General features: G+C 55.3%; 33 protein-coding genes and 1 tRNA gene. 15 read left to right on the top strand and 19 right to left on the bottom strand.

What is annotated here, in order from left to right:
- Window positions 1-14: 14 nt before the first annotated feature.
- Genes B9Z42_RS05990 through B9Z42_RS05980 form a run of 3 tightly spaced genes read right to left on the bottom strand, consistent with a single transcriptional unit; the run spans window position 15 to window position 2,567 of the window.
- On the bottom strand, window positions 15-1,124 hold the full coding sequence (locus B9Z42_RS05990) for a heme A synthase (RefSeq protein ID WP_100132764.1): 1,110 nt from the start codon (window positions 1,122-1,124) through the stop codon (window positions 15-17).
- Window positions 1,124-1,816, bottom strand: coding sequence for a hypothetical protein (locus B9Z42_RS05985; RefSeq protein ID WP_100132446.1), 693 nt, complete (start codon window positions 1,814-1,816; stop codon window positions 1,124-1,126). Before B9Z42_RS05985 ends, B9Z42_RS05990 begins: the two co-directional genes overlap by 1 nt.
- The gene (locus B9Z42_RS05980; RefSeq protein ID WP_100132445.1) at window positions 1,794-2,567 is read right to left on the bottom strand and encodes an SURF1 family protein; all 774 of its coding nucleotides are present in this window, start codon (window positions 2,565-2,567) and stop codon (window positions 1,794-1,796) included. The genes B9Z42_RS05985 and B9Z42_RS05980 overlap by 23 nt, the downstream gene beginning before the upstream one ends.
- Here B9Z42_RS05980 and B9Z42_RS05975 point away from each other — a divergent pair.
- The gene (locus B9Z42_RS05975; RefSeq protein ID WP_100132444.1) at window positions 2,548-2,778 is read left to right on the top strand and encodes a twin transmembrane helix small protein; all 231 of its coding nucleotides are present in this window, start codon (window positions 2,548-2,550) and stop codon (window positions 2,776-2,778) included. The two genes, B9Z42_RS05980 and B9Z42_RS05975, sit on opposite strands and share 20 nt — an antisense overlap.
- 76 nt (window positions 2,779-2,854) lie before the next feature.
- On the opposite strand, the gene B9Z42_RS05970 is transcribed toward B9Z42_RS05975, so the two are convergent.
- From B9Z42_RS05970 to B9Z42_RS05945, 7 genes are all read right to left on the bottom strand, one after another.
- Window positions 2,855-3,736 carry a cytochrome c oxidase subunit 3 gene (locus B9Z42_RS05970; protein ID WP_100132443.1) on the bottom strand — a complete coding sequence of 294 codons (882 nt, stop codon included), beginning with the start codon at window positions 3,734-3,736 and terminating at the stop codon, window positions 2,855-2,857.
- A 17-nt stretch (window positions 3,737-3,753) separates the two neighbouring features.
- Entirely contained in the window at window positions 3,754-3,948 is a 195-nt protein-coding gene (locus B9Z42_RS05965) for a DUF2970 domain-containing protein (RefSeq protein WP_100132442.1), read from the bottom strand.
- Window positions 3,945-4,550 carry a cytochrome c oxidase assembly protein gene (locus tag B9Z42_RS05960; protein WP_100132441.1) on the bottom strand — a complete coding sequence of 202 codons (606 nt, stop codon included), beginning with the start codon at window positions 4,548-4,550 and terminating at the stop codon, window positions 3,945-3,947. The genes B9Z42_RS05965 and B9Z42_RS05960 overlap by 4 nt, the downstream gene beginning before the upstream one ends.
- Window positions 4,551-4,554: 4 nt before the next feature.
- Entirely contained in the window at window positions 4,555-4,668 is a 114-nt protein-coding gene (locus tag B9Z42_RS16415) for a cytochrome oxidase small assembly protein (RefSeq protein WP_233203549.1), read from the bottom strand.
- 2 nt (window positions 4,669-4,670) lie between these two features.
- Complete coding sequence (gene ctaD / locus B9Z42_RS05955) at window positions 4,671-6,299, bottom strand: cytochrome c oxidase subunit I (RefSeq protein WP_100132440.1); 1,629 nt, start codon at window positions 6,297-6,299, stop codon at window positions 4,671-4,673.
- Window positions 6,300-6,326: 27 nt separating this feature from the next.
- Window positions 6,327-7,493, bottom strand: coding sequence for a cytochrome c oxidase subunit II (coxB, locus tag B9Z42_RS05950; protein ID WP_100132439.1), 1,167 nt, complete (start codon window positions 7,491-7,493; stop codon window positions 6,327-6,329).
- A gap of 122 nt (window positions 7,494-7,615) precedes the next feature.
- Window positions 7,616-8,518, bottom strand: coding sequence for a trans-aconitate 2-methyltransferase (locus tag B9Z42_RS05945; RefSeq protein WP_100132438.1), 903 nt, complete (start codon window positions 8,516-8,518; stop codon window positions 7,616-7,618).
- Window positions 8,519-8,776: 258 nt separating this feature from the next.
- On the opposite strand from B9Z42_RS05945, the gene B9Z42_RS05940 reads away from it, so the two are divergent.
- Both B9Z42_RS05940 and trmL read left to right on the top strand, forming a co-directional pair.
- Complete coding sequence (locus B9Z42_RS05940) at window positions 8,777-9,277, top strand: ComF family protein (protein ID WP_369806845.1); 501 nt, start codon at window positions 8,777-8,779, stop codon at window positions 9,275-9,277.
- 2 nt (window positions 9,278-9,279) lie between these two features.
- Window positions 9,280-9,750, top strand: coding sequence for a tRNA (uridine(34)/cytosine(34)/5-carboxymethylaminomethyluridine(34)-2'-O)-methyltransferase TrmL (trmL, locus tag B9Z42_RS05935; RefSeq protein WP_100132436.1), 471 nt, complete (start codon window positions 9,280-9,282; stop codon window positions 9,748-9,750).
- Here trmL and B9Z42_RS05930 read toward each other — a convergent pair.
- Both B9Z42_RS05930 and B9Z42_RS05925 read right to left on the bottom strand, forming a co-directional pair.
- Window positions 9,734-10,189 carry a MaoC family dehydratase gene (locus tag B9Z42_RS05930; RefSeq protein ID WP_100132763.1) on the bottom strand — a complete coding sequence of 152 codons (456 nt, stop codon included), beginning with the start codon at window positions 10,187-10,189 and terminating at the stop codon, window positions 9,734-9,736. The genes trmL and B9Z42_RS05930 overlap by 17 nt on opposite strands.
- An 84-nt stretch (window positions 10,190-10,273) precedes the next feature.
- Window positions 10,274-10,744, bottom strand: coding sequence for a MarR family winged helix-turn-helix transcriptional regulator (locus B9Z42_RS05925; RefSeq protein ID WP_100132435.1), 471 nt, complete (start codon window positions 10,742-10,744; stop codon window positions 10,274-10,276).
- A gap of 162 nt (window positions 10,745-10,906) precedes the next feature.
- Between B9Z42_RS05925 and B9Z42_RS05920 the strand changes: the two genes are divergently transcribed.
- Window positions 10,907-11,683 carry a ferredoxin--NADP reductase gene (locus B9Z42_RS05920; RefSeq protein WP_100132434.1) on the top strand — a complete coding sequence of 259 codons (777 nt, stop codon included), beginning with the start codon at window positions 10,907-10,909 and terminating at the stop codon, window positions 11,681-11,683.
- A 49-nt stretch (window positions 11,684-11,732) separates the two neighbouring features.
- On the opposite strand, the gene B9Z42_RS05915 is transcribed toward B9Z42_RS05920, so the two are convergent.
- Genes B9Z42_RS05915 through pcaF form a run of 3 tightly spaced genes read right to left on the bottom strand, consistent with a single transcriptional unit; the run spans window position 11,733 to window position 14,313 of the window.
- Entirely contained in the window at window positions 11,733-12,374 is a 642-nt protein-coding gene (locus B9Z42_RS05915; RefSeq protein WP_100132433.1) for a 3-oxoacid CoA-transferase subunit B, read from the bottom strand.
- A 2-nt stretch (window positions 12,375-12,376) separates the two neighbouring features.
- A complete protein-coding gene (locus B9Z42_RS05910) occupies window positions 12,377-13,105 on the bottom strand; it encodes a 3-oxoacid CoA-transferase subunit A (RefSeq protein ID WP_100132432.1) in 729 nt (242 codons plus the stop codon).
- Between the two features lie 5 nt (window positions 13,106-13,110).
- Window positions 13,111-14,313, bottom strand: coding sequence for a 3-oxoadipyl-CoA thiolase (gene pcaF / locus B9Z42_RS05905; protein ID WP_100132431.1), 1,203 nt, complete (start codon window positions 14,311-14,313; stop codon window positions 13,111-13,113).
- A gap of 93 nt (window positions 14,314-14,406) precedes the next feature.
- On the opposite strand from pcaF, the gene B9Z42_RS05900 reads away from it, so the two are divergent.
- Entirely contained in the window at window positions 14,407-14,841 is a 435-nt protein-coding gene (locus tag B9Z42_RS05900; RefSeq protein WP_100132762.1) for a DUF1841 family protein, read from the top strand.
- A gap of 68 nt (window positions 14,842-14,909) precedes the next feature.
- Here B9Z42_RS05900 and B9Z42_RS05895 read toward each other — a convergent pair whose 3' ends face one another.
- The gene (locus B9Z42_RS05895) at window positions 14,910-15,572 is read right to left on the bottom strand and encodes a cytochrome c (RefSeq protein ID WP_100132430.1); all 663 of its coding nucleotides are present in this window, start codon (window positions 15,570-15,572) and stop codon (window positions 14,910-14,912) included.
- Window positions 15,573-15,635: 63 nt separating this feature from the next.
- Here B9Z42_RS05895 and B9Z42_RS05890 point away from each other — a divergent pair, with 63 nt between their 5' ends.
- From B9Z42_RS05890 to B9Z42_RS05870, 5 genes are all read left to right on the top strand, one after another.
- On the top strand, window positions 15,636-16,490 hold the full coding sequence (locus B9Z42_RS05890) for a MoxR family ATPase (RefSeq protein ID WP_100132429.1): 855 nt from the start codon (window positions 15,636-15,638) through the stop codon (window positions 16,488-16,490).
- A 10-nt stretch (window positions 16,491-16,500) separates the two neighbouring features.
- A complete protein-coding gene (locus B9Z42_RS05885; RefSeq protein ID WP_100132428.1) occupies window positions 16,501-16,716 on the top strand; it encodes a hypothetical protein in 216 nt (71 codons plus the stop codon).
- Between the two features lie 8 nt (window positions 16,717-16,724).
- Complete coding sequence (locus B9Z42_RS05880) at window positions 16,725-17,909, top strand: VWA domain-containing protein (RefSeq protein ID WP_100132427.1); 1,185 nt, start codon at window positions 16,725-16,727, stop codon at window positions 17,907-17,909.
- Between the two features lie 22 nt (window positions 17,910-17,931).
- Window positions 17,932-18,006: transfer RNA gene (locus B9Z42_RS05875), tRNA-Arg, on the top strand.
- Window positions 18,007-18,037: 31 nt separating this feature from the next.
- Window positions 18,038-18,640: a DUF1080 domain-containing protein gene (locus B9Z42_RS05870; protein ID WP_199171992.1), complete on the top strand. Its 603-nt coding sequence runs from the start codon at window positions 18,038-18,040 to the stop codon at window positions 18,638-18,640.
- On the opposite strand, the gene B9Z42_RS05865 is transcribed toward B9Z42_RS05870, so the two are convergent.
- Complete coding sequence (locus tag B9Z42_RS05865) at window positions 18,637-18,999, bottom strand: hypothetical protein (protein ID WP_100132426.1); 363 nt, start codon at window positions 18,997-18,999, stop codon at window positions 18,637-18,639. The two genes, B9Z42_RS05870 and B9Z42_RS05865, sit on opposite strands and share 4 nt — an antisense overlap.
- 207 nt (window positions 19,000-19,206) lie before the next feature.
- Here B9Z42_RS05865 and B9Z42_RS05860 point away from each other — a divergent pair, with 207 nt between their 5' ends.
- From B9Z42_RS05860 to soxA, 5 genes are read left to right on the top strand one after another with little or no spacing between them, the layout of a single operon-like run.
- Window positions 19,207-20,112 (top strand): DMT family transporter, encoded by a 906-nt coding sequence (locus tag B9Z42_RS05860; protein ID WP_100132425.1) that lies wholly within the window; start codon window positions 19,207-19,209, stop codon window positions 20,110-20,112.
- Window positions 20,109-20,579, top strand: a complete 471-nt coding sequence (locus B9Z42_RS05855) for a c-type cytochrome (RefSeq protein WP_158235913.1) — start codon at window positions 20,109-20,111, stop codon at window positions 20,577-20,579. The genes B9Z42_RS05860 and B9Z42_RS05855 overlap by 4 nt, the downstream gene beginning before the upstream one ends.
- A gap of 49 nt (window positions 20,580-20,628) precedes the next feature.
- Window positions 20,629-21,036, top strand: coding sequence for a thiosulfate oxidation carrier protein SoxY (locus B9Z42_RS05850; RefSeq protein ID WP_158235912.1), 408 nt, complete (start codon window positions 20,629-20,631; stop codon window positions 21,034-21,036).
- A gap of 1 nt (window position 21,037) precedes the next feature.
- A complete protein-coding gene (locus B9Z42_RS05845) occupies window positions 21,038-21,379 on the top strand; it encodes a thiosulfate oxidation carrier complex protein SoxZ (protein ID WP_100132422.1) in 342 nt (113 codons plus the stop codon).
- 4 nt (window positions 21,380-21,383) lie between these two features.
- On the top strand, window positions 21,384-22,175 hold the full coding sequence (soxA, locus tag B9Z42_RS05840; protein WP_100132421.1) for a sulfur oxidation c-type cytochrome SoxA: 792 nt from the start codon (window positions 21,384-21,386) through the stop codon (window positions 22,173-22,175).
- Between the two features lies 1 nt (window position 22,176).
- Here soxA and B9Z42_RS05835 read toward each other — a convergent pair whose 3' ends face one another.
- Window positions 22,177-24,366 (bottom strand): xanthine dehydrogenase family protein molybdopterin-binding subunit, encoded by a 2,190-nt coding sequence (locus B9Z42_RS05835; RefSeq protein WP_100132420.1) that lies wholly within the window; start codon window positions 24,364-24,366, stop codon window positions 22,177-22,179.
- 10 nt (window positions 24,367-24,376) lie between these two features.
- On the bottom strand, window positions 24,377-24,877 hold the full coding sequence (locus B9Z42_RS05830) for a (2Fe-2S)-binding protein (protein WP_100132419.1): 501 nt from the start codon (window positions 24,875-24,877) through the stop codon (window positions 24,377-24,379).
- Window positions 24,878-24,906 lie beyond the last annotated feature (29 nt).

The following is a 24,906-nucleotide window of genomic DNA, read 5'->3' as shown; positions in this document are numbered from 1 at the left end:
GGGTCTCGTAACAATCAAATCAAAGCGGCGCGCGACGCTCGCGCACCTGTCAACAACCACACCAGCACCACAACCATTGCAGCAGCACCCCCTGTGTGTAACACGGCAGCCACCAAAGGCCAATCCAACACCACATTGGACAACCCGGTCAACAACTGCAACAACAACAAACACAGCAGCAAGCGAGCAGGCATTTCAGCCACATGACGCAGCCGCAAGGCCAGCCAAGCCAAATAAGCCAAAACAAAATAAGCAGCGAGTCGGTGCACGTAATGGATGGCTGTCAGTGCCTCAAACGTCAAGGCATCACCCTGCGCGTTTTGACCCAGATGACGCCACAGAGTAAAGCCCTGCTCAAAGTCCATCAACGGCCACCAACTGCCTTGGCATTGCGGAAAGGTGTTGCAAGCCAACACCGCATAGTTGGTACTGACCCATCCCCCTAACAACACTTGAACCGTCAGCATCAGCAAACCCACAGACGTTGCCACAAACAAGCCTTGCGTCATGTTGGAAGGCAACGTGACCCCACTTTGGAGACGATCGCGCTGAACTTGCAGGGTTAATAAGGCGAGCAACACCAAAGCGCCCAGCAGGTGAAGAGTGACAATCAACGGGAACAACTTCATGGTCACCGTCAAGGCCCCAAATGCCCCTTGAACACAGACCCAAATCAAGGTGAATGTAGGCAAAGCAATGCCTCTATTCCCCCCCTTACGCCAGCGCCGAGCCCAAGCAAATGTGGCCAAAGTCAAAATCAGCCCACCCACCGCCATGGCCATGTACCGGTGCACCATCTCAATCCAAGCCTTGGTGTGTGTGACAGGACCACTGGGCATTTGACTTTGCTCAGCCGCAATCATGGTCTGCGCACCCACTGGACTTGCGTGCCCATAACAGCCAGGCCAATCTGGACAACCCAAACCTGAATCGGTCAAGCGCGTGAAGGCGCCAAACAAAACCAAATCAAAGGTGAGAAAAAGCGTCACCAAGGTCAGCAATTGCACACGTCTGGCGGTAGAAGCTCGGGGATTACGCAACCACACCCAGCACAGCGGAACCAAGGCAACTAGAGCGCCCATCACCAAGAGGTGAATCACGGGTCCGAGGTCAAAGTTTTCCATCAACGGCCCGCCTCATCCCATGAGGCTGCCGCACGCAGCAAACGTTCGAGATCTTTTTTGGCTTTGACTGCTTCTTCATTGCTCAGCTGCGCAGGAAATCGCATCATCCAATGGCCATGAGGGTCGACCACAAACAAGTGATCCGACAAGGCTTTGCCCTCGGCGGGGACCAGCCATTGTTGTAGTTCTTGTGGGTTAACGCGCAAGACATTGGCTTCTTTCAAGCCCGGCATAATTTCTGCGGGGACTTGGGCTGCGTCAGTGACCAACCAAACCCATTCGGTGCGGTCACGTTCTTTGCCAAGGCCCATCAAAATTTGGCGTTGCAAATACAGATTACGTAAGCAAACGGCATCGCAAGCAGCATCTGCCACGCTCACCAACAACCACTGCCCTTTGAGCTGGGGCAATTGAATTTTTTGACCGCCCAAGTTTTGAACAGTCACATTGGGCAGCGCACGCGTGGGCTGAATCAACTCGCCAAAGTTGCGCCGACCTTCAGGGCGAACCACGTAGTAAGTGAAATAAGACGCCAGCACAGGTGCGGCGCAAATCAACAAAACAGCGAGCATGCGCAGCCGACCCATCTGGGTACGTTTGGCATCGGCTTGTGCGACCGCATTGGGAGAAGGCAAGTCATACACCGTCATCCCCAAAGGATGGTCGGATTCAGGGCGTGGAGCGTCGGACATGGCGATAAGGTGTGATGAATTGGAACCAAAGATAAAGCATCAACTGCACAGCAGCCAAAGCAAACCATTGAAAGGCATAAGCGTGATTTTTTTCAACCCCCGCTGAAATTTCGAGCCACTCACGCAACAGGCCATCGGATGGAGGATCGGTTTGCAACACAGTCGCAGCAAACTCGACACCCGTTTGAGCGGTCATTTGGTCGACGTTTAGATTTTGCCGAATCTTGGAAGTCCTTGATTCAGCGCTGATATCTTCTTGCGCACCCACCAAACTCAACAGAGGAGAAGGTGCAGGTGCTAAGCGCCCCTGTAATCGCACAACCCCAGATGGCGTTTCAATCGGCGCGAGTTGCGTGCGGTCTAGGCTGTTGCGTGGTATCCAGCCGCGCTGCACCAACACGGTGGTGTCATCCTTCAGAACCAAAGGCGTCACGACCCAAAAGCCAACGCGACCTTGCATGGGTCGGTTGTCCAAATAAACGGTCTGCTCATGCAACCAGCGTCCTTGCAACTGAACGCGACGGTGCATTTGCTTCAACAACCCGGGCTGCGCCAGCAAAGTTTCTGTAGACAACACAGGCGCAGATTGCTGCGCCATGATCGCTGCATGTATGGCTTGCTTTTGATCCGCTCGCGACAGTTGCCAAAACCCCAAACGCACCGTCACCGCAACACCGACCAACGTGGCCAGCGTTACCCATGCAAAAGCACGGCTGCGCGGTAAAGTGATAATGGCGTTTATGAAATTCATTGTTGCAATTGCGTTCTTGGCTATTTTGGTGAGCTTGGGCTCTGCGCTGGTCTTCATGATGCGAGACGGTCGCAACGGACAAGCTAAATCGAGCAGTATGGTGAAAGCTTTGTCGTTGAGGGTCGGCTTCTCAATTCTGATTTTTGTGTTTATTTTGATCGGCTGGAAGCTGGGATACATCCAGCCAACAGGCATCAAAGCAGGCCAATAAACCCAGCTTCAACAGTTCTTCATCTCAACAAAAAAGGCCGCACATGCGGCCTTTTCTCATCAATGTACTGTTCGATTTACAGCCAGTAAATCAAGATGTACAAGCCCAACCAAACCACGTCCACAAAGTGCCAGTACCAAGCAGCGCCTTCGAAACCGAAGTGTTTGTCTGCCGTGAAGTGACCTTTTTGTAAACGCAAGGTGATGACCAACAACATCAACATACCCAAAAAGACGTGGAAGCCGTGGAAGCCCGTCAACATGAAGAACGTAGAGCCGTAGATGCCTGAAGTGAGCTTCAAGTTCATGTCACTGTAGGCATGGTAGTACTCATAGCCTTGCACAAACAAGAAGACCACACCCAACAGCACGGTCAACCACATGAACTTGATCGCCGTAGCGCGGTGGTTTTCACGGACGGCATGATGGGCCACCGTCAAGGTCACGCCAGAGCTCAACAGCAAAGCCGTGTTGATGGTGGGCAACCAAAATGGGGTCATCGTTTGGAACGGTTCAATGATGCCGGCAGGAGAAGCCGTCATACCAGCGGCCATTGAGGGCCACACAGCTTTGAAATCTGGCCAAAGCAGGGCGTTGTCCAAGCTACCCAACATCGGCACTGAGTGCGAGCGCGCCCACCACAAAGCAGAGAAGAAAGCGCCAAAAAACATCACTTCCGAAAAGATGAACCAACTCATGCTCCAACGGTAAGACAAGTCAATCTTGTGACCGTACTGACCGCCTTCGCTCTCGGAAATGGCATCGCCAAACCACTGGTACAACACACCGAGCCAAAAAGCCAAGCCGAAGAACAAACAATATTTGCCCCACTCAGCGCCGTTGACCCATTGGCCTGCGCCCAAAATCACAAAAAACAAACCCAATGCCGCAAACGCCGGATGGCGCGATTCACTGGGCACAAAGTAATACGGTGTTGAACCGTGTGTGGTGCTACTCATGTTCACTCCTTCAATTCTTATTTAGCAACGACCAGATTGACCAACACGATCAAACCAATCACAAACAACAACGCAGCGACAACACCCACACCCAGCACATGCAAAGGTTTGATGTTGGCCACGTCCTCTTCGAACCCGCTTCGTTTGCGAATTCCGATAAATGACCAAGCCACAGCGCGCACAGAGTGCCACAAAGACGATTTGTCACTCACACGCCTGCTCCAACTTTAGGCAGCACACTCAAAGCGGCTGTCGGTGCAGGTGGGGTTTTAGAGCCCACTTCAAAGAAGGTGTAAGACAAGGTGATGGTGGTCACATCTTTGCCCAGCTTAGGGTCAATCACAAACACCACAGGCCACTCTTTTTTCTCGCCAGGCGCCAAGGTGTATTGGTTGAAACAAAAACATTCCAACTTGTTGAAATGCGCTGCCGCTTGGCGAGGCGCATAACTGGGAATGGCTTGGGCCGACATGACACGGTCCTGCACGTTTTCAAATTCGTACATGACCGTCATCATCTCGCCCGGATGAACTTGCAACGAGCTTTGCGCAGGCTTGAACCTCCAAGGACCACGTGCGTTGGCATCAAACTCCACCGTGATGGTGCGGCTGGTGTCAATTTGCGTGTTGGTCGCTTTGGCACGAGCAGAACCCGAACCTGGCAGTTCACGCTCACCTAAAGCCAAGATGTTGATGCCCGTGAACTCACAAATTGCTTTGTACATGGGCACCAAGGCGTAACCAAACGCAAACATGCCAGCTGCCACGACGAGCAGCTTTTTAAACATCAGCAAGTTGTTGCGCGTGGTCGACATGGCTTTAGCGATTCAGCAGCATGATTTTGGCCAAAAAGCCAACAAAGAAGACCACCGCCACAGAGGCCAGGATCAGGCCCATGCGGAGGTTCTTTTTGCGCTGCTCAGGCGTTGTCATCATTAGCCAATCACGCGGGTTGCAGTCGCATCCAGCTTGGGTGGGTTTTCAAAGGTGTGGAAAGGTGCAGGAGAAGGAACTTCCCACTCCAAGCCTTCCGCAGCTTCCCATGGCTTGGCAGAAGCTTTCACACCGTTGCCGCGCATGGCAGGCAAAACGACCCACAAGAAGAAGTAAACCTGCGCAAAACCAAAGAAGAAAGCACCGACCGACGCCAAAGCGTTGAAGTCGGCAAACTGCATGGGGTAATCAGCGTAGCGACGTGGCATACCGGCCAAGCCCAAGAAGTGCATGGGGAAGAAGGTCACGTTGAACGAGATCAGGGTCCACCAGAAGTGAATCTTGCCGCGAGTTTCGTTGTACATCACGCCAGTCCACTTGGGGCACCAGTAGTAGAAGCCAGCGAACATGGCAAACAAGGAGCCTGCCACCAACACATAGTGGAAGTGAGCCACCACGTAGTACGTGTCTTGCACTTGCGTGTCAATGGGTGCCATCGACAAGATCAAGCCAGTGAAACCACCCATCGTGAACACGAAGATGAAGCCCACAGCAAACAACATGGGGGTCTCGAACGTCATCGAACCTTTCCACATGGTCGCGATCCAGTTGAACACTTTCACGCCTGTTGGCACAGAGATCAACATCGTGGCGTACATAAAGAACAACTGCCCGGTCACAGGCATGCCGGTGGCATACATGTGATGCGCCCAGACGATGAACGACAAAATCGCGATCGACGAAGTGGCGTACACCATAGAGGCATAACCGAACAAACGCTTACGGGCAAAGGCAGGCACGATGTGGCTGATGATGCCGAAGGCCGGCAAGATCATGATGTACACCTCAGGGTGACCGAAGAACCAGAAAATGTGCTGGTACATGATCGGGTCACCACCACCGGCGGGGTTGAAGAACGTGGTGCCGAAATGGCGGTCCGTCAATGTCATGGTGATCGCGCCAGCCAAAACGGGCATCACAGCGATCAACAAGTAAGCCGTGATCAACCATGTCCAAACGAACATGGGCATCTTCATCAAGGTCATGCCAGGTGCGCGCATGTTCAAGATGGTGACGATGATGTTGATCGAACCCATGATGGACGAAGCACCCAAGATGTGCAGGGCAAAAATGCCTGCATCCATCGATGGTCCCATTTGCAGGGTCAACGGTGCGTACAAAGTCCAACCAGCAGCAGGAGCACCGCCGGGCATGAAGAACGAACCTGCCAACATGGCTGCTGCAGGAATCATCAACCAAAAGCTGAAGTTGTTCATGCGGGCAAAAGCCATGTCAGAAGCGCCGATTTGCAACGGAATCATCCAGTTTGCAAAACCCACGAAGGCCGGCATGATGGCGCCAAACACCATGATCAGACCGTGCATGGTGGTGAATTGGTTGAACAACTCAGGGTTCACCAATTGCAAGCCAGGTTGGAACAGTTCTGCACGAATCAGCAGCGCCAAAACGCCGCCAATCATCAACATGCTGAATGCGAACAACATATACAAAGTACCAATGTCTTTGTGGTTGGTCGCGTAAACCCAACGGCGCCAGCCGTGAGGGGCCCCGTGGTGGTCGTGGCCGTGGTCACCCACTGCGTGGCCGTGAGAGTCTAGGACTGCGCTCATGATTGTTTCCTTCTCAACGCTAGTGAATTAACGGGCGGCTTTGACGTCGGCAGGCTGAACGACCTGACCCGTCTTGTTCGACCAACTGTTTTTGGTGTAGCTGATCACGGCAGCAATGTCTGTGTCGCTCAGCTGTTTCCAGCTTGGCATCGCCAAATTGTTTTGACCGTTCAACAACACTTTGATTTCCTTGAGCTTGTCAGCATCCAACACAACGGCCGCGCCGTCGAGTGGCTTGATTGGGCCTGCGCCTTTGCCGTTAGGCTGATGACAGGCTGAACAGTTGGCAGCGTAGACCTTTTCACCGCGCTTGGTGATGTCGTCCAACGTCCAAACTTTGGATGGATCGTCTTGCAACGCGGCCATCTTCTTTTGTTGGTCTGCCACCCAGACGGTGTAGTCTTCTGCGCTCACCACCTTAACGTGGATGGGCATGTAAGCATGTTCTTTACCGCAAAGCTCTTGGCATTGACCGTGATAGTCACCCACGGTTTCAGCACGGAACCAAGTGTCACGAACAAAGCCAGGAATGGCATCTTGCTTCACACCCAAAGAGGGCACTGCAAAGGCGTGAATCACGTCATTGGCCGTGGTGATGATGCGAACTTTTTGATTGACGGGGACCACCAAAGGATTGTCCACTTTGAGCAAGTAGTCGTCCAAGTCAACGCCTTTGGCGCCGTTGTTAGACATTTCGCGGTGGGCATTGTCCAAGGTAGAGATAAAAGCAATCCCCTCGCCTTGTCCTTTGATGTAGTCGTAACCCCATTTCCACTGGTAACCCGTGGCTTTGATGGTCAGGTCAGCGTTTGACGTGTCTTTTTGTGCCACGACGGCCTTGGTGGCGGGCAGCGCCATCAAGATCACGATCACAAAAGGAATCACGGTCCATGCAATCTCAACATTCACAGACTCGTGAAACGTAGCTGGCTTGTGGCCCACTGATTTGCGGTGTTTCCAAATCGAATAAAACATCACACCAAATACAGCCACAAAAATGACTGTACAGATGATCAACATGAACCAATGCAGCCAAGCTTGCTCTTGGGCAATTTTTGTCGCGCCGACCTGCAAGTTCAGTTGTCGCACACCTGGACCTCCAGGCAAGTCATTCACAGCCCAAGCTGCTGTACTCGCCCAGGCGGCGGCGAACAGCAAACCCGAAGCCACCTTTTGTAAAAGATTGTTCTTCATCACGTTAGATTGCCTCAATTGATAGCCCTCAGCTTTACAAACACACGTCAAATACTGATTTGACTCAGCATCGGGGGTTGGTGTTTGCCCTATAAAAAATCCAACTCGCATTCTAGCAAGCCTCAACCGCGCTTCGACTGATTCAGCAGAGACCTCATGGCCTGAAGTGTCACGGTGCTTTCACTGCTCATCTTGGCACGTGGTAGGGGTTTCAAGGCATGGCCGTAAATGACCTCAACCGTGACCACCAATCGTCCGTCTTGCGAGGGCTGAGCCAGCGTCGACAAGATCTGCTCCAGCTGGGCACGCCAGGTCCGTCCACGCAAATTGGCAAATCGACCGCGGTGCAAATTACGACCCAAAACTCGGCATTCGGCGATCAGGCTCGCTGGGCTGTCATACGTGAGGGTGATGCGCTCCATGTCCATGACAGGCTCCGCAAAACCTGCTTGTACCAACATATCACCCCAATCGTGCATATCGGTGAACGCATGGCTGGCTGGTGGCCAACCCGCTTTGTAGTAGGCGGCGTGCAACTCGCGCAGGGTGTCAGGCCCAAGACACGAGAACATCAAAAATCCGTCGACTGCCAGCATGTCGTGCCATTGACGCAACAAAGCCTGTGGGTCAGCGGCGGTATGCAGCGCCATATTGGCCCACACCATCTCTGCTGCGCCGGATTCGGGTTGATCCATTGACACGACATCAGAACGCGCCAACCTCTGCCACCAGGGGGCTTGCAGCTCTTTTTTAGCCCTTGCAGCAAGCGCTGCAGTGGACTCCACCACATCACACAAGGCCTTGGGGTAGCGAGCCTGCACGGTTCTGTGAGTTTGGAGACCTCCGCTCAGAGGTGCCCAGTCCACCCAGCGTTGCGGTTCGAGACGAATCCATTGCAGGCGGTCTGCCATTCGACGCCCGACCTCTTCATTCAGCCAAGGCGACTGCGCGTGGGGCCACTGCGCCCAACGGGCGCTGGCAATAGGGTCAAGGGTTGGGGGAGAGTCAGTGACAAGTTCGGACATGGGTCAGCAGTATATTGAGGCATGACGTTTGCATCCCGCAGCAAAGCCTTGTTCGGACTTGGGTTGAACCCATTTCTCAAGTTACACCATTGGCCAAGCCTTTGCCAGGTTTGCCAAGCTTGGCCTAGCCGACCCGTGTGTGAAAACTGCATAGCCCTCTATGCACAACCGCGGGTACGCTGCCCAAGCTGCGCCCTGACCCTCAATCAAGCCACTTGCCACCCATGCACCCAAAACCCGCCGCCACTGGATGCCTGCGTGGCAGCGGTGAGTTACTCATTCCCATGGTCTGAATGCATCGCTCGCTTCAAATTTCAAGCTGACCCGAGCCTGGGCCGCAGCTTGGCCGAGGTCATGCGGCATGCGCCTTGGGTGGAACCGGCCCTAGACGCGGCACACGCCGTGATCGCCATGCCTTTATCTGCCCAACGGCTGCGCGAACGCGGTTTTAACCAAGCCTTCGAACTGGCCCGTCACCTCGCCCCCGACAAAGCAGACGCCCACACCTTGCAACGTGCCACAGACAGCGCCCATCAAGTTGGGGCTGAGCGCGACGCCCGATTTGAAAACGTGCGCGATGCTTTTTGGATAGACCCCGCGCGCATGGCTTTCGTGCACGGTCAACGCGTCGTGTTGGTGGACGATGTGATGACCACTGGGGCATCGTTGTTCGAGGCGGCGCGCACATTGCGTGCCGCGGGTGCCTCACACATCACGGCCGTGGTCTTTGCACGTACGGAAACACGCGAGACAATGTAGGCATGTTTCATATCGTCCTCGTGCACCCAGAAATCCCCCCCAACACGGGCAACATCATCCGCTTAGCGGCCAACACAGGTTGCAGCTTGCATTTGATAGAACCCTTGGGGTTTTCGATGGATGACAAGCACATGCGCCGTGCCGGCCTCGACTACCACGAGTACGCGCCGGTTTTGCGCCATGCCAATTGGGCGTCATTTTTAAAAGACGCCAAGCCAGCCACAGATCGCCTGTTCGCCCTCACCACTAAGGGCTCGGGCACAGCACACGACGTGGCATTCCAGCCGGGCGACTGGTTGGTTTTTGGTTCAGAAACCAGCGGTTTGCCTGCTGAAGTGCGCGACACCTTCCCCCTCAACCAACGCCTGCGTTTGCCCATGCGCGAGGGCCAACGCAGCCTCAACCTGTCAAACGCCGTCGCGGTGATCGTGTTTGAAGCTTGGCGACAAAACGGGTTTACGCATAAAGCCTAGTCAGTGACTCGGCCACACACACAGGTTTTTCAGAACCCTCGCGTTGCACCGTCACTTGCCAAGTCAGCTGCATCCCGTTGCCGTCAATCGGCTCGCAAGCTTGCAGCACCATGTGCGCCCGCAAACGGCTGCCCACGGGGACAGGCGAGGTGAAGCGAACCTTGTTCAAGCCGTAATTCACCCCCATGCGCACGTTGTCCACCTTGAAGGCGGTGGCGTAAAAACTCGGCAACAGCGACAAGGTCAAAAAACCATGTGCGATGGTGGTGCCAAAAGGTCCTTCTTTGGCACGCTCAGGATCAATGTGAATCCACTGGTGGTCACCAGTGGCTTGGGCAAATTGGTTAACTTGGTCTTGCGTCACGGTCAGCCAATCGCTGACAACGCCTGCTTGACCGACCGACGCTTGAACGTCTTGCAATGTGTTGAATATTTTCATGGACACGACTTTGACGCACATTGAAACAACTGCAAAGTTCGTGCTGTCGACGAAGAGACAGCGAGTCGTCTTAAAACGATTACCTCATTCGCCACTGCGCGGTGCGCGGCTGGCATCGTTGTTGGCTTCGACCAAAACCATCAACATACTCACAAACTCTTGTTGCTGCGCTTCAGACAAGGGCCCCAAGATACGTTGCTGCGTCCGCAACACCGAAGGACGCACCTGAACAAGCAGCTGCGCCCCTTCGGGCGTCGCATACAACAAACGGGCTCGCCTGTCCTCAGGCGAGACCTGACGCTTCACCCAAGCACGCGCTTCTAAGCGGTCCACCACACCACCGATGGTCGATGTGTCAAACCCAATGCTGGCGGCTAAGGTGCTTTGGTCAATGCCCGGGTGAGCGACGACCGCATTCAGCGCCGCAAACTGCACCGGCGTGAGCCCAAACGCCTGAGTCTCTTCCATGAACAAGCCCACCGCAATTTGTTGCAAACGGCGGATGTGGTGACCTGGTAAATCAGTCAAAGGCAAAGAAGGGGTGACGTCTGACATCGGGTAAAAAACACAAAAATAAGAAAATAAACGCTAAGAAATGTATCACCCCACCCGAACACCGTGCCCACCCCATATGCAACTTTGCTCAAGTTCTTATAGCCCAGCGTTTGAAGCACTGACCTACACTAGAGGCTTGATTTCTATAGATTTATTCAACCCATGAGTGCATTTCTCGAAGAAGAAGTTTTGTCCGTCCATCACTGGACCGATCGCCTGTTCAGCTTCACCACCACCCGTGACCAAGCGCTGCGTTTCTCCAACGGCCACTTCACCATGATTGGCCTGCGTGGCGAAAACGGCAAGCCGTTGCTGCGCGCGTACAGCATCGTCAGCCCCAATTACGAAGAGCATCTGGAGTTTTTGAGCATCAAGGTGCCAGACGGCCCGCTCACCTCCAAGCTTCAACACATCAAAGTCGGCGACAAAATCGTGGTGGGCCGTAAGCCCACAGGCACTTTGTTGATCGACTATTTGTTACCAGGCAAGAACCTGTATTTGCTCTCCACAGGCACAGGCATGGCGCCGTTCTTGAGCGTCATCCGCGACCCCGACACCTATGAGCGCTTTGAAAAAGTGATCTTGGTGCACGGCGTGCGTGAAGTCAAAGAACTGGCCTACCACGACTACATCACCCAAGAGCTGCCCAAGCATGAGTTTTTGGGCGAGATGGTCAGCAAGCAGCTGCTCTACTACCCCACCGTCACCCGCGAGCCGTTCCGCAACCAAGGCCGCCTAACCGATGCGATGGAAAGCGGCAAGATGTTCAGCGACCTCGGTCTGCCTGCACTCGACCCCGTGAGCGACCGCGTCATGATTTGCGGTAGCCCACAAATGCTCAAAGACTTGAAGCACATGCTGGAAGAACGCCAATTTCAAGAAGGCAACACCACCAAGCCTGGTGATTTTGTGATTGAGCGTGCTTTCGCTGAGCAGTAAGCCAAGCCGAATCGAGCAAGCACTCAGCGGCGAACGCTGAGTGCTTTTTTTACGCCTGAATTTTCAACCCGACCAACTGCTCTAGCTCAGCATGCGACAAGCCGTCCACACAGTCGACCAACTGCAAGCCTTGGGGTGACACCACCAAGGTGGCCAAGTCGGTGTAAATGCGCTTCACACACGCCAAGCCAGTGAGCGGATACGTGCACTGACTGACCACTTTGCTTTGGCCTTGCTTGGTGAGCAAATCCATCATCACCCAGGTTTGCTTGGCACCAATCGCCAAATCCATGGCTCCGCCTACTGCGGGAATCGCACCGGGTTCGCCGGTGTGCCAATTGGCCAAATCGCCATGCTCGCTGACTTGAAATGCGCCCAACACGCAAATGTCCAAGTGGCCGCCACGCATCATGGCGAAGCTGTCGGTGTGGTGAAAATACGACCCACCCGGCATCAGGGTCACGGGCTGCTTACCCGCGTTGATCAAGTCAAAATCTTCTTCGCCTGCAGCTGGCGCAGGGCCCATGCCCAAGATGCCGTTCTCGCTGTGCAAAATAATTTCTAAGCCGGCTGGCAGGTGGTTGGCCACCAAGGTGGGCATGCCAATGCCCAAATTCACATAGGCGCCTTCGGGCATGTCCTGCGCCACGCGGGCGGCCATTTGGTCTTTGGTTCTGCGGGTGTAGGCCATGCTCAAGCCTCCTTCTTAAAACCACCACCTTGGGTGGCGACACGCGGCACTTTCACCACATGGGTGACAAAAATCCCCGGCGTAACGATGACCTCGGGGTCCAACGCCCCCAATTCGACCACCTCATGCACAGAAGCCACGGTGCGCTTGGCGGCCATGGCCATCGAAGGTCCAAAGTTGCGGGCCGATTTGCGGTAAGTCAGGTTGCCCCAACGATCGCCTTTTTCAGCCTTGATCAAAGCCACATCGGCATGAATGGGGTGCTCCAAGACGTACATGCGACCATTGATTTCGCGAGTTTCTTTGAGCGAGCCATCCGCGTTTTTGGCCAATTCGGTGCCATAGCCCGTGGGTGAAAAAAATGCGCCCACACCAGCACCTGCCGCACGAATGCGTTCAGACAAATTGCCCTGCGGGACCAACTCCAACTCCACCTTGCCCGAGCGGTAAAGTTCATCAAACACATAGCTGTCGGCTTGGCGCGGAAAGCTACAAATGATCTTGCGCACACGCCCCGTTTTCAACAGCGCCGCAATGCCTGAATCGCCATTGCCCGCGTTGTTGTTGACCAAAGTCAGGCCTTGCACCACGCTGTCAGACAGCGAGGCAATCAAGCCCTCGATCAGCTCATCCGGAATGCCCGCAGTGCCAAAGCCACCAATCATCACGGTGGCTTGGTCGGGGATGTTGGCCAGCGCTTGCGCGATGGAGTCAGCCACTTTGTTGATCATGGTGATTACACGCGTTCAACAATCACGGCAATGCCCTGCCCCACGCCAATACACATGGTGCACAAGGCGTAGCGGCCGCCAGTGCGGTGCAGTTGGTTGATGGCGGTGGTCATCAAACGCGCGCCACTCGCGCCCAAGGGGTGGCCCAAAGCGATCGCGCCGCCATTGGGGTTGACACGCGGGTCGTCGTCTTGCAAACCGAGTTGACGCAACACGGCCAAGCCTTGCGCGGCAAAAGCTTCGTTGAGTTCGATGACATCCAAATCAGCCAAGGTCAGCCCTGTCAGCGCCAACACCTTTTGTGTGGCAGGTGCGGGGCCAATGCCCATGATGCGAGGTGGTACGCCAGCCGTGGCCATGCCGACAATGCGCGCGCGGGGCGTCAACCCTTGCTTGGCCGCTGTTTTCTCATCGGCCAGTAGCAAGGCGCAGGCGCCGTCGTTCACGCCACTGGCATTACCGGCCGTCACAGTGCCGTCGGCGCGCACCACGGGCTTGAGTTTGGCCAGCGACTCCATGCTGGTGGCGCGTGGGTGTTCGTCTTGGCTGACCACCACGGCATCGCCCTTTTTCTGGGGGATGGTGACAGGGCAAATTTCAGCGTCAAAAAACCCCGACTTCTGAGCGGCCACCGCTTTCATTTGGCTGGCCAAGGCCATCTTGTCTTGGTCTTCTCGGTTGATGTTGAAGTCGGTGGCCACGTTCTCTGCCGTCTCGGGCATGGAATCAACGCCATACTTTTCTTTCATCAATTTGTTGATGAAGCGCCAGCCAATGGTGGTGTCGTACACGGTGTTGCTGCGGCTGAAGGCGCTCTCCGCCTTGGGCATCACAAAGGGTGCGCGGCTCATGCTCTCAACACCGCCCGCAATCATCATCGTGGCCTCACCAGATTTGATGGCACGCGCCGCCGTGCCGATGGCATCGAGCCCCGACCCGCACAAACGGTTGATCGTCGCACCGGGTAATTCCATGGGCAAACCGGCCAACAAACTGGCCATGTGGGCCACGTTGCGGTTGTCTTCGCCGGCTTGGTTCACACAGCCGTAAATCAAATCAGTCACGGCCAGCCAATCCACATTGGGGTTACGTGCCATCAAAGCCTTGAGCGGTACAGCGGCCAAATCATCAGTACGCACGGACGACAACGCGCCCCCGTAGCGACCGAAAGGCGTTCGAATAGCGTCACAAATAAAAGCTTGGTTCATGGTCTTCCTCGTTGATTTTGAATCTTGATGGCTGAATATAGCCAATCGCTCCTGCTTGTGATCCAGCCAGGACGCCTGAGTGACAATGCAGCCATGTTTGAACCCAGCCAAGCCGATGTACGGCGTTTTTTCTGTGCGGTCTACGCCAAATGGCGCGACGCACAACCCATGGACGCACTCGAAACCCTTGCCAGTCAATGGGTGGCCGAGCACCCCGAATACCACGCCGACTTTGCCGACGTCGATGCAGCCTTGGCCCGCATGTACGAGGTCAAGGATGGTCAAGTCAACCCTTTTCTGCATTTGTCGATGCACTTGTCGGTCAGCGAGCAATGCTCGATCGACCAGCCTCGCGGCATCCGCCAAGCCGTTGAGTTGCTGACCGTGCGCCGCGACAGCTTGCACACGGCCCACCATGAAACCATGGACGCTTTGGGCCAAATGATTTGGGAGAGCCAACGCAGCGGTCGTCCGCCCGATGGTCATGCCTACATCGACGCGGTGCAACGGCGAGCTACGCGGGATTGAACTTCACCGCAGACAGACGTTAAAAAGCCCGCGCGCAGCGGGCTTTTTAACGTTTGAAGAAATTCAGTTCAACGGAATTTCGACTGTGGCAAGGTTTTCATGTCGCCTTGCTGAGCTGCCAAATAGTTGGCCAATTCTTTGAGTTCAGCATTGCTGAACTGCTTGGCAACACCACCCATCACGCCATTGGTACGGCCCCATGACGATGTGCCTTCCACTTTGTAGGATTTCAAAGCGACAAACAGGTAGTCGGCATATTGGCCCGCAATCTTGGGGTAGCTCGGATCAATCGGCTTGGCGAAGTTAGCGCCGTGACAAGAGGCGCATGCACCCTTGGTCAACAAGGCGGCCACATTACCTTTGGCTTCGGTGGCGGCTTCTGGCAGAACAGCGCCTTCCACTTTGCCGTGCGCGCTGTAGTAAGCGGACAGGTCAGCAATGTCTTGCTCGGTCAAACTGGTCGCAATGCTGCGCATGGTGGGGTGCTTGCGCTCGCCCTTTTTGTAAGCTGTCAGTGCATTGGCGATGTACTTCTCGCCTTGGCCAGAAATTTTGGGGACTTTGTAAACTTCAGGGAAACTGGCTTGGTAGCCAATAATGCCGTGGCAACCGATACACATGGCAATTTTGGTTTCGCCAGCTTTGGCATCGCCTTTGAGCTCTTGCGCTTGGCTTGAAAAGGTCGCAGCGGCGACAACGAAAGCGAATGTGATTGAGAGAAACTTGTTCATAGTGCAAATCCAGCCGAGACAGATTGATTAAAGTCAGCCTTCAATTATATAGAGCCCCTCACCATGAAATTCACCGGTACCGAGAACTACGTCACCACCCCAGACTTAATGTTGGCCGTCAACGCCGCCATGACGCTCAAGCGCCCCTTGTTGGTCAAAGGCGAACCCGGCACCGGCAAGACCATGTTGGCCGAAGAGGTGGCTCAGTCGCTGGGCATGCCTTTGCTGCAGTGGCATATCAAATCGACCACCAAGGCGCAGCAAGGCTTGTACGAGTACGACGCGGTCAGTCGACTGCGCGACAGCCAAATGTCTGATTTAGACGGCGGCGAGCGCGTCAAAAACATCGACAACTACATCATCAAAGGCGTGTTGTGGCAAGCCTTCATGGCCGAAGAGCCCATTGCCTTGCTGATTGACGAGATCGACAAAGCCGACATCGAATTTCCCAACGACTTGTTGCGCGAACTCGACCGCATGGAGTTTTATTGCTACGAGACGCGCCAGCTGATCAAAGCCAAAAACCGTCCCTTGGTGTTCATCACCTCGAACAACGAAAAAGAGCTGCCTGATGCGTTCTTGCGCCGCTGCTTTTTCCACTACATCAAGTTCCCCGATTCGGACACCATGCGTCAAATCGTGGCCGTGCACTTTCCCAACATCAAGCAAGAGTTGCTGAGCATGGCGATGAAAACCTTCTTTGACATTCGCAACTTACCCGGTTTGAAGAAAAAGCCATCGACGAGTGAACTCATCGACTGGCTCAAACTGCTGGTGGCAGAAGACATTCCCTTGTCTGTCCTGCAAACGGCAGATGAGAAAGTTGCCGTGCCGCCCTTGGTCGGCGCGCTGTTGAAAACCGAGCAAGACGTGACACTGTTTGAAAAACTGGTGTTCATGCAAAGCCGCAACCGCTGATCGCACGCTCATGCTTGCACAATTCATTGAAGGTTTGACCGATGCCCTGGGCTTCGTGGTTGGCGCCCTGCTGGGTTATGGCTTAGGCGTGACGTTTGGGCTGAACTTGTTTGCCGAAGGCTATGGCGCGGGTAGCATGGTCGCAATTTTGCTGGTGGGCTTGGGCGGTGGTATTGGCTTACAAGCGGCCCGCCGATTGCACACACGCAAGGCGAAAGAAGACTGACCCACGCCATGCTGACCGATTTTTTCTACACCCTGCGTGCCGCCAAACTGCCCGTCTCCGTCAAGGAATACCTGACGCTTTTGGAGGCCCTGAAAGCCCAAGTGGTAGGCCCCGGCAGCGACGCCTGCAGTTTGGATGATTTCTATTTCTTGAGTCGCCTCATCTTGGTCAAAGATGAAAAACACTACGACAAATTTGACCGCGCCTTTGGTGCGTACTTCAAAGGCGTCGAGAGGCTCACCGACTTCACCAAAGACGTGCCGTTGGACTGGCTCGAGAAAATACTGCAAAAAGAACTCACCCCAGAACAAAAAGCCGCCATTGAAAAAATGGGCTGGGACGAGTTGATGGAGACGCTCAAAAAGCGTCTTGAAGAACAAAAAGAACGCCATGAAGGCGGCAACAAATGGATCGGCACAGGCGGCACATCGCCGTTCGGCAACGGGGGGTACAACCCACAAGGTGTTCGCATTGGCGGCAAAGGTGGCAACAAAAGCGCTGTCAAAGTCTGGGACCAGCGTAGCTACCAAGACTACGACGATACCCAAGAGCTGGGCACGCGCAATATCAAAGTCGCCCTGCGCCGTTTGCGTCGCTTTGCGCGTGAAGGCTCCGTCGAAGAACTGGACTTGGAAGGCACCATCCACAAAACCGCAGCCAACGCCGGTTACCTCGATATTTTGATGCGGCCCGAGCGCCACAACAACGTGAAAGTCCTGCTGCTCATGGATGTGGGCGGCACCATGGACGATCACATCGCGCGTGTGGAAGAGATGTTCTCTGCTGCCAAAGCTGAGTTCAAACACTTGGAGTTTTATTACTTCCACAACTGCGTGTACGACTTCATGTGGCGCAACAACAAACGCCGCTTTGCCGAGAAATTCGCCACGGTTGACATCCTGCGCAAGTACAACAAAGACTACAAACTCATCTTCATTGGTGATGCCACCATGAGCCCGTACGAAATTGTGCAGCCCGGTGGCAGCGTGGAATACAACAACGAAGAGGCGGGCGCTGAATGGCTGCAACGCCTCACCCATGCGTTCCCTAAATACGCGTGGATCAACCCTGAACCGCAAGGTGTGTGGCAATACCGCCAAAGCGTCAGCATCATTCAGCAGCTCATGAGCAACCGCATGTACCCCATGACCTTGAAAGGCTTGGAAGAAGCCATGCGGATGTTGAGCAAGTGAGTCTCTAAAATACACATCAGCCGCCGCCGTAGTTCAATGGATAGAACGACTCCCTCCTAAGGTGTAGATATGGGTTCGATTCCCGTCGGAGGCACCAGACTTAAGCTTCGCTAACTGGAGACACCCCCATGAAATTCACCCTACTCAAACGCATGGCTGCACCACTCGCAACCCTTTGCTTGGCCGCCTGCGCCCAACTATCTCCCCCGGCCCACGGCTGGACGGCACTTTTTGACAGCAGCAGTAACCTCAATGGTTGGACCTTGGTGGGCGATGCCAATTGGCGCCTTCAAGACGGCGCCATTCAAGCCGACTTGCTGCGCAGCAAAGGGCCCAGTTATCTCGTCAGCAAGCAAACCTTCACCGACCAAGAAATTTACGCAGAAATCTGGGTGGACACACACACCAACAGCGGTATCTTCATTCGCTGCCAAGACGCTCAAAAAATTGGAGCTGACAGCTGCTACGAAATCAATGTTTGGGACACGCGCCCTGACCCAAGCTACGGCACAGGTGCGATTGTGGATGTCGCGAAAGTCTCACCGATGCCTAAGGCGGGTGGGCAATGGAACACCTTAGAAATCAAGGCCAAAAATAACAAATTGACTGTGAAACTCAATGGCGTTGTCACCGCAGACGCCATCGACAACAAATTCAGCAGCGGCTACATGGCGCTTCAGTTTGGCAGCGGCGTTGTGAAATTCCGCAAAGTCTTGACACGCCCGATTTAAGCGCTCATCTCATCAGGTTGGGCGACGGCTTGAGCCATCGCATCGCTCAAGTCTTTGAAATATTGTTCTGACAAAGCCGTCGTTACCAAATATTTGGTACGGCGGTTTTTACCTTTGAAGACTTGCTCGATCAGACCTGATTCGCGCAGCAAATCCAATTTACGCTGAATCGTGGCGGGAGAGGCAATGAAGGACAACGCCATGGCGTCGCTCACCGTCATGGGATTGTCTTGGGTGTGGCGCAACAAAATCTTGTCCAGCAACTGTTTCGCCAAGGGATCCATCTCCGACATGCGACTCGAAGGTTCTGTATTGAGGGATTCGATCAGCTGGAGATAGCGCAAGTAAGCGATTTTCAAGAGAGTGCCTCAAATGTTAAAACTGGGAATCTCACAAAATTGTCTTAGACGTATTCTTTATATGGATATTAACAGATACACCAATTGGCGTATGTTCAATCATGTAAGGAATTCTACAAATATTATTAATGTTACAAAAATGTCATTCCTGCCGCAAAAGACACGGTGGCGACCGCACGTCTTCTCACCTTGCCTTATGCTGAAAAAATGACTGTCACTCGAACTCGCCTTTCGGCAACGGCCTTTGCCACGCTGTTGCTCATCGCGTTGATGATGGGCTCCAACCATGTGGCGGCTCGATTTGCGTTTCAAAACGGGGTGGATGTCGCCACCGCCGTGACCATCCGCAGCGGTATCACGGCTTTTGTGGTGGCATGCTTGCTATGGCATCACCGTGTGTCCATGCGGTTGACGCGCCAACACAAACGTGGTTTGCTGGCTGTTGGCCTGCTGGTGGGCATTCAGAGCCTGTGCCTGTATTCATCGGTGGCGCGTTTGCCTGTGGCCTTGGCCCTGCTGGCTTTTAACACCTACCCACTCTGGACAGCGTTGTGGGATCGCATCGTCTACGGACACAAGACTGACCAGACATTGCTACGCGCCATGCCGGTGATGCTCTTAGGCTTGGCGCTGGCACTCGACGTCTTCGGGGCAGCCTCTGGCCTAGGCGCTCAAGCGCAATGGGCCGTGATTGGCGTCGGCGTCGCATTTGCACTCACCGCAGCCGCCACCTTTGGCTTGGCTTTGGTGTTCACCCAGCACGAAGCCGGCGACTTAGACGGCCGCCTGCGCACCCTCAGCACCATGAGCTTGGTGTTCCTGCTCGGCAGCAGCGTTGTGGCAGCGCAGGGTGGTTTTCACCTACCCACTGCTTCAGCCGGCTGGTGGGGCTTAGGCGCGCTCACTTATTTGTATGGCACAGCGTTCACCATCATGTTCACCGTGCTACCGCGCTTAGGCGTGGTGGGCAACTCGGCCATCATGAATGTGGAGCCGGTGTTTGCCTTGGTGTTGGCTTGGATTTTACTGGACCAAGCGATTGCCCCAATCCAAGTCATCGGTGGCTTGCTGGTGGTGGCAACGGTGATGTTTTTAGGGTTGCGCAAACGATGAAGCACAAAGTCCAAACCCACCACCCACGCAGGGTACTTTGGAGCGTACTCTGTGTGTGGCTGATGCATAGCGCCTCACACGGACAAACGCCACCTCGCCATCCAGACACAGCACGCGTTGTCACCGACGTTGATGCCCAAGTGGAAGCAGGGTTCCAAATCATCCTCGATCGGCAATCAGGCAACTGCTTGACGTGCCACGCCCTGAGCACCACACAACTGACCAAACTGGCGCCAAAAGGCGTGGGTATGCAAGGTAGTTTTGGACCGCCATTAGACGGCGTGGGCGGGCGCTACAACACGGCAACCCTTTTGCAATGGGTCACGGATGCACGCAAAATCAAACCTGACACCTTGATGCCGCCTTATGGCAGCATCGAGGGACTGAACTTAGCCAACGGCTTGCGTCCCCTGCTCACGCACGAGCAGCGCCAAGCGGTGGCAGCCGCACTCAGCACCTTGCAATAACCCAGACCCACGCGCCATGCCAAACCTGCCGACCCATCGCCGACAACATTTGAAACAGCTCGCGGCCATCAGTGCCAGCCTAAGCGTTGCAAGCTTTGCTCAAGCCCAGGACTTGACACAAGCGCACTTGAAATCACGCGGGCTGTCCGAACAAGGCATCACCGTCGATCTACCGCCACTCTCGGACAACAGCAACGCCATTCCCATGCAACTCGCTTTACAAGCGCCGCAAGGCCGACGCATTCAAAGCTTGGACATCGTGGCGCCTGAAAACCCCAACCCCCTCGTGTTGCGACTCAAGCTTCAGCAAGCCCAAGCCCGCTACCGCTTGAACACCCGCATTCGTTTGGCGATGACCCAAGAGGTATGGGTGATCGCCACGCTCGACAATGGTCAACAGTTGGGCAAGGCGTCGCCCATCATCGTGACAGCCACCGCTTGTTTTGACGAGACCTGACATGGCCACCACAGCGCTTCAAATCCCCGTCCGCTTGACCATTGCAGGTGCGATGCGGCCAAACAACGAGGTCGAAGTACGACTCATGCTGGGTCACGACATGGAAACTGGCTTCAGGCACGACAGCTCAGGGGTTCGGGTGGCCAAAAACATCCTAGAAACCATCACCGTGACGCTGAACCAGACGCTGATTTTTGAGGCCACCTTGGGCACGGGCATGGCCGCCAACCCCATGTTGTTTTTCCCGCTCACACTGCCACCGGGCGGCGGCACGTTGACCGTGACTTGGATAGACGACCAAGGCCGCAGTGGCAGCACCCGCAAGCTCTTGGTGGTCGAATAAGCCCATGCGCGTCTGGCGACTTCCCCGCGCTGGAATTTTGGCGCTGTTCTTGGCACTGTTGTTGATGCCTAGCCTCTCGGTGGTCGTCCACGCACAAACTCGGCAAAGTGGGCTGCTGTTCTTAACGCCACAACTGCAAGCCATGCAGCGCGATCCCGACACCAACCCCATCAGCCTGTGGCGAGACCAAGGCCAAACACTGTGGACGGCTCAGTGCTCAGCTTGCCATCCCAAAACCGAGGCCATGAAAGACGTGGCGACGCGCTTTCCGAAAGTGGTGATGACGAACGCCACGCCAGAACTGCGTAACCTGGAAGATCAAATCAATGTGTGCCGCCAACGCACCCTACAGCCTGCCAAAAGCCTAGAAGATGCGGAGACCTTGTCACTCAGCACCTACCTTCATGCGCAAGCCCAAGGCTTGGCCATTGACGTGCAGCCGCCCAACGCAGACTCAAGAGCACAAGCGGGTTGGCTAAGCGCCTTGACCCAAGGCACCCAGCTTTACGCTACCCGCCTAGGCCGCATGAACTTGGCGTGTGTACATTGCCACGATGGCAAAGTGGGCACCCAGCTGCGCGCTGAGGTCATCAGCCCAGCGCACCCCACGGGGTTTCCGATTTACCGTTTGAATTGGCAAACACTGGGCAGCATGGACCGACGTTTGCGTGCTTGCTACTCCGGCGTACAAGCCCAAATACCCGCTCCAGGCAGTGCGGAACTGCGTCAACTGGAGCTGTACTTGAAAGTGCGCGCCAACGGCATGCCGCTGGACGGGCCTTCGATTCGCCGCTGAGTTAGACCAGCGTCAAGCCGTGGTTGCGCAAAGGTAAGTCACGCGGTGCCTTACCTGTGGCGGCATAAATCGCGTTGAGCACCGCAGGGCCCACCACGCAAATCGTGGGCTCGCCCACACCACCCCAGAAGTCGCCGCTCGGCACCAACACCGTTTCCACCTTGGGTGTGTGCTGCATGCGCATGACGGGGTAAGTGTCAAAGTTGCGCTCTTTCATGCGCCCCTTCTCCACCGTGTTTTCGCCCATGAAGACAGCCGACAAGCCCATCACCACCGAGCCCTCAATCTGTGCGCGCACTTGAGCGGGGTTGACCACATGGCCTGAGTCCAACGCAAACACCATGCGGTGCAGGCGCACTTCACCTTTGGACGACACCGACACCTCAGCCGTCGCGGCCGAGTAACTGGCGTAACCCATGAATTGCGCAATGCCACGGTACACACCCTTTGGCAGCGGCTTGCCCCAGTCACCCTTTTCAGCAGCTGCATTGAGCACGGCCAAATGCTTGGGATGGTTCTTCATCAACGCACGGCGAAATTCCAGCGAATCTTTGCCCGCCGCCCTGGCGCACTCCTCTAAGAAGCACTCCATATAAATGCCGTTTTGGTTGGTGTTCACACCACGCCAAGGCCCCACGGGAACGTGGGTGTTGCGCATCACATATTCGGTCAGCAGCGTGGGGAAGGTGTAGCCCAGTTGGGCATCACCAGCCTCCTCCCAAAATCCTTGCATTTGGCGCGTGTCCTTGTTGTTCTTGATCGACATGGGGGACAACAAGGCATTCAAAGATTGTCCAGACACACGCACATGGAAACCGGTCATCTGACCTTGTGCATCGATGCCAGCCGACATCTTGGCCATCGAGATGGGACGGTAAAAGTCATGCGTCATGTCTTCTTCACGGCTCCACACCAGCTTGATGGGTTTGCCCGGAAACTTCTTCGCCACTTCTGCCGCTTGATTCACATACTCTTGCTGACCACCACGACGGCCAAAGCCGCCACCGATGTCCATCTTGTACACATCGCACTTGGCCAACGGCAAACCCGTAGCTTCCGCCAATGCCGCCAGTGAGGCTTCGGCACTTTGCGTAGGCACCCAAGCTTCAGCACGGTCCCCCGTGATGCGCACCGTGCAGTTCATCGGCTCCATCGTGGCATGCGCCAAGAACGGGCTGGTGTAGGTTGCTTCTACTTGCTTGACCGCACCCTGAATGGCAGCCGGCGCGTCACCGACTTTGCGTTGCCAAAAATCACCTTCAGCCTTGAGGCCTTCACGCAGCATGGCGTCGATGGTGGCGCTGGAAGCGTTGGCGTTCACGCCGTCGTCCCACACGATGGGCAACGCAGCCAGCGCGGTATTGGCGCGCCAAAACGTGTCCGCCACCACGGCCAAGGTGCTGTCGTTGATCTTGACCACGCCTTTGACGCCACGCATCTTCGCGATCTTGCTTTCGTCGTAACTCACCAACTTGCCGCCAAACACGGGGCTTTGCTTGACGGAGGCGTTCAGCATGCCCGGCAACTGCAAATCAATGCTGAAATTTTTGCGACCATCGACTTTGTCTGCGGTGTCTAAGCGGCGCATGGACTTGCCCGCAATGCGCCACTGGCTAGGCTTTTTGAGCACCAAGGCTTTGACGTCTGGCGGCGTGAGTTTGGCGGCATCGTCCGCCACCTTGCCGTAACTCAAACTCCGTCCCGACAAGGCGTGATGAATGACACCCTCTTTGGTCATCACCTCAGCCACAGGCACGTTCCAACGGTTTGCGGCCGCTTGCATCAGCATCAAACGCGCCGCTGCTCCGCCTCGGCGCACGTAGTCATGCGAGGTGCGAATGCCTCGGCTTCCGCCTGTGGACATGTCGCCCCAAGCGCGGTTGCGGGCCAAACTCTGACCTGGTGTTGGCATTTCGGTGGTCACTTTGGACCAATCGCAATCCAGCTCCTCGGCCACCAATTGCGCCAAACCCGTGCGCGTGCCTTGCCCCATTTCGGAACGGGCAATGCGAATCACACAGGTGTCATCGGGCTTGACCACCACCCAAATGTTGATCTCATTGGGCGTCAAGGTCGTGTAGGCCGCTTGCGCCATGGCGTCTGGGGCGAAGCTCAGGCCCAAGGCCAAGCCGCCACCGAGTGTGGCTGTCCCCATCAAAAAAGAACGGCGTGAGGTGTTGAAGTCAGTCATGTTGCGCTCCTCAAGCCAATTGGGTGGTGTTAACGGGGTCGTAAGACGCCAAGACGTCGCCCAACTTTGCCTGTCCAGCAGCCACATGGATGGCATCGCGAATGCGTTGGTAGGTGCCGCAGCGGCAGATGTTGTTCATGGCTTCATCGATGTCGGCGTCAGTCGGTTTGGGAATACGCGCCAACAGCGCTGCTGCTGCCATCACTTGCCCCGACTGGCAATAGCCGCATTGAGGCACATCCAACTCGGTCCACGCTTTTTGAACCGCATGCGTGGCGTTTTTGGACAAACCCTCAACGGTGATGACTTTCATTTGCCCCACGGCCGACACCGGGATCGAGCATGAGCGCGCAGGCTGCCCGTTCAGATGCACGGTACAGGCGCCGCACTGGGCCACACCACAACCGTATTTGGTGCCTGTCAGTCCCAGCTCTTCGCGCAAGGCCCAGAGCAAAGGCATTTGGGGTTCAACGTCCAAGGTGCGGACGGTTCCGTTCACGTTCAATTTCATAGCTGTCTCCTTATTTCACATTCATGTTT

It is taken from the genome of Limnohabitans sp. B9-3 (assembly GCF_002778325.1).
Lineage (GTDB): Bacteria > Pseudomonadota > Gammaproteobacteria > Burkholderiales > Burkholderiaceae_C > Limnohabitans > Limnohabitans kasalickyi.
Note: the sequence above shows the minus strand (reverse complement) of the source record. Positions and strands in the feature narration are given on the sequence as shown.

Excerpts from the sequence above, each read along its gene's own strand:
- B9Z42_RS05990 (WP_100132764.1), bottom strand. The coding sequence starts at position 1,124 with ATGGAAAACTTTGACCTCGGACCCGTGATTCACCTCTTGGTGATGGGC.
- B9Z42_RS05985 (WP_100132446.1), bottom strand. The coding sequence starts at position 1,816 with ATGTCCGACGCTCCACGCCCTGAATCCGACCATCCTTTGGGGATGACG.
- B9Z42_RS05975 (WP_100132444.1), top strand. The coding sequence starts at position 2,548 with ATGGCGTTTATGAAATTCATTGTTGCAATTGCGTTCTTGGCTATTTTG.
- B9Z42_RS05980 (WP_100132445.1), bottom strand. The coding sequence starts at position 2,567 with ATGAATTTCATAAACGCCATTATCACTTTACCGCGCAGCCGTGCTTTT.
- B9Z42_RS05970 (WP_100132443.1), bottom strand. The coding sequence starts at position 3,736 with ATGAGTAGCACCACACACGGTTCAACACCGTATTACTTTGTGCCCAGT.
- B9Z42_RS05960 (WP_100132441.1), bottom strand. The coding sequence starts at position 4,550 with ATGTCGACCACGCGCAACAACTTGCTGATGTTTAAAAAGCTGCTCGTC.
- B9Z42_RS16415 (WP_233203549.1), bottom strand. The coding sequence starts at position 4,668 with ATGACAACGCCTGAGCAGCGCAAAAAGAACCTCCGCATGGGCCTGATC.
- ctaD (WP_100132440.1), bottom strand. The coding sequence starts at position 6,299 with ATGAGCGCAGTCCTAGACTCTCACGGCCACGCAGTGGGTGACCACGGC.
- coxB (WP_100132439.1), bottom strand. The coding sequence starts at position 7,493 with ATGAAGAACAATCTTTTACAAAAGGTGGCTTCGGGTTTGCTGTTCGCC.
- B9Z42_RS05945 (WP_100132438.1), bottom strand. The coding sequence starts at position 8,518 with ATGTCCGAACTTGTCACTGACTCTCCCCCAACCCTTGACCCTATTGCC.
- trmL (WP_100132436.1), top strand. The coding sequence starts at position 9,280 with ATGTTTCATATCGTCCTCGTGCACCCAGAAATCCCCCCCAACACGGGC.
- B9Z42_RS05930 (WP_100132763.1), bottom strand. The coding sequence starts at position 10,189 with ATGAAAATATTCAACACATTGCAAGACGTTCAAGCGTCGGTCGGTCAA.
- B9Z42_RS05925 (WP_100132435.1), bottom strand. The coding sequence starts at position 10,744 with ATGTCAGACGTCACCCCTTCTTTGCCTTTGACTGATTTACCAGGTCAC.
- B9Z42_RS05920 (WP_100132434.1), top strand. The coding sequence starts at position 10,907 with ATGAGTGCATTTCTCGAAGAAGAAGTTTTGTCCGTCCATCACTGGACC.
- B9Z42_RS05915 (WP_100132433.1), bottom strand. The coding sequence starts at position 12,374 with ATGGCCTACACCCGCAGAACCAAAGACCAAATGGCCGCCCGCGTGGCG.
- B9Z42_RS05910 (WP_100132432.1), bottom strand. The coding sequence starts at position 13,105 with ATGATCAACAAAGTGGCTGACTCCATCGCGCAAGCGCTGGCCAACATC.
- pcaF (WP_100132431.1), bottom strand. The coding sequence starts at position 14,313 with ATGAACCAAGCTTTTATTTGTGACGCTATTCGAACGCCTTTCGGTCGC.
- B9Z42_RS05900 (WP_100132762.1), top strand. The coding sequence starts at position 14,407 with ATGTTTGAACCCAGCCAAGCCGATGTACGGCGTTTTTTCTGTGCGGTC.
- B9Z42_RS05895 (WP_100132430.1), bottom strand. The coding sequence starts at position 15,572 with ATGAACAAGTTTCTCTCAATCACATTCGCTTTCGTTGTCGCCGCTGCG.
- B9Z42_RS05890 (WP_100132429.1), top strand. The coding sequence starts at position 15,636 with ATGAAATTCACCGGTACCGAGAACTACGTCACCACCCCAGACTTAATG.
- B9Z42_RS05885 (WP_100132428.1), top strand. The coding sequence starts at position 16,501 with ATGCTTGCACAATTCATTGAAGGTTTGACCGATGCCCTGGGCTTCGTG.
- B9Z42_RS05880 (WP_100132427.1), top strand. The coding sequence starts at position 16,725 with ATGCTGACCGATTTTTTCTACACCCTGCGTGCCGCCAAACTGCCCGTC.
- B9Z42_RS05870 (WP_199171992.1), top strand. The coding sequence starts at position 18,038 with ATGAAATTCACCCTACTCAAACGCATGGCTGCACCACTCGCAACCCTT.
- B9Z42_RS05860 (WP_100132425.1), top strand. The coding sequence starts at position 19,207 with ATGACTGTCACTCGAACTCGCCTTTCGGCAACGGCCTTTGCCACGCTG.
- B9Z42_RS05855 (WP_158235913.1), top strand. The coding sequence starts at position 20,109 with ATGAAGCACAAAGTCCAAACCCACCACCCACGCAGGGTACTTTGGAGC.
- B9Z42_RS05845 (WP_100132422.1), top strand. The coding sequence starts at position 21,038 with ATGGCCACCACAGCGCTTCAAATCCCCGTCCGCTTGACCATTGCAGGT.
- soxA (WP_100132421.1), top strand. The coding sequence starts at position 21,384 with ATGCGCGTCTGGCGACTTCCCCGCGCTGGAATTTTGGCGCTGTTCTTG.
- B9Z42_RS05835 (WP_100132420.1), bottom strand. The coding sequence starts at position 24,366 with ATGACTGACTTCAACACCTCACGCCGTTCTTTTTTGATGGGGACAGCC.
- B9Z42_RS05830 (WP_100132419.1), bottom strand. The coding sequence starts at position 24,877 with ATGAAATTGAACGTGAACGGAACCGTCCGCACCTTGGACGTTGAACCC.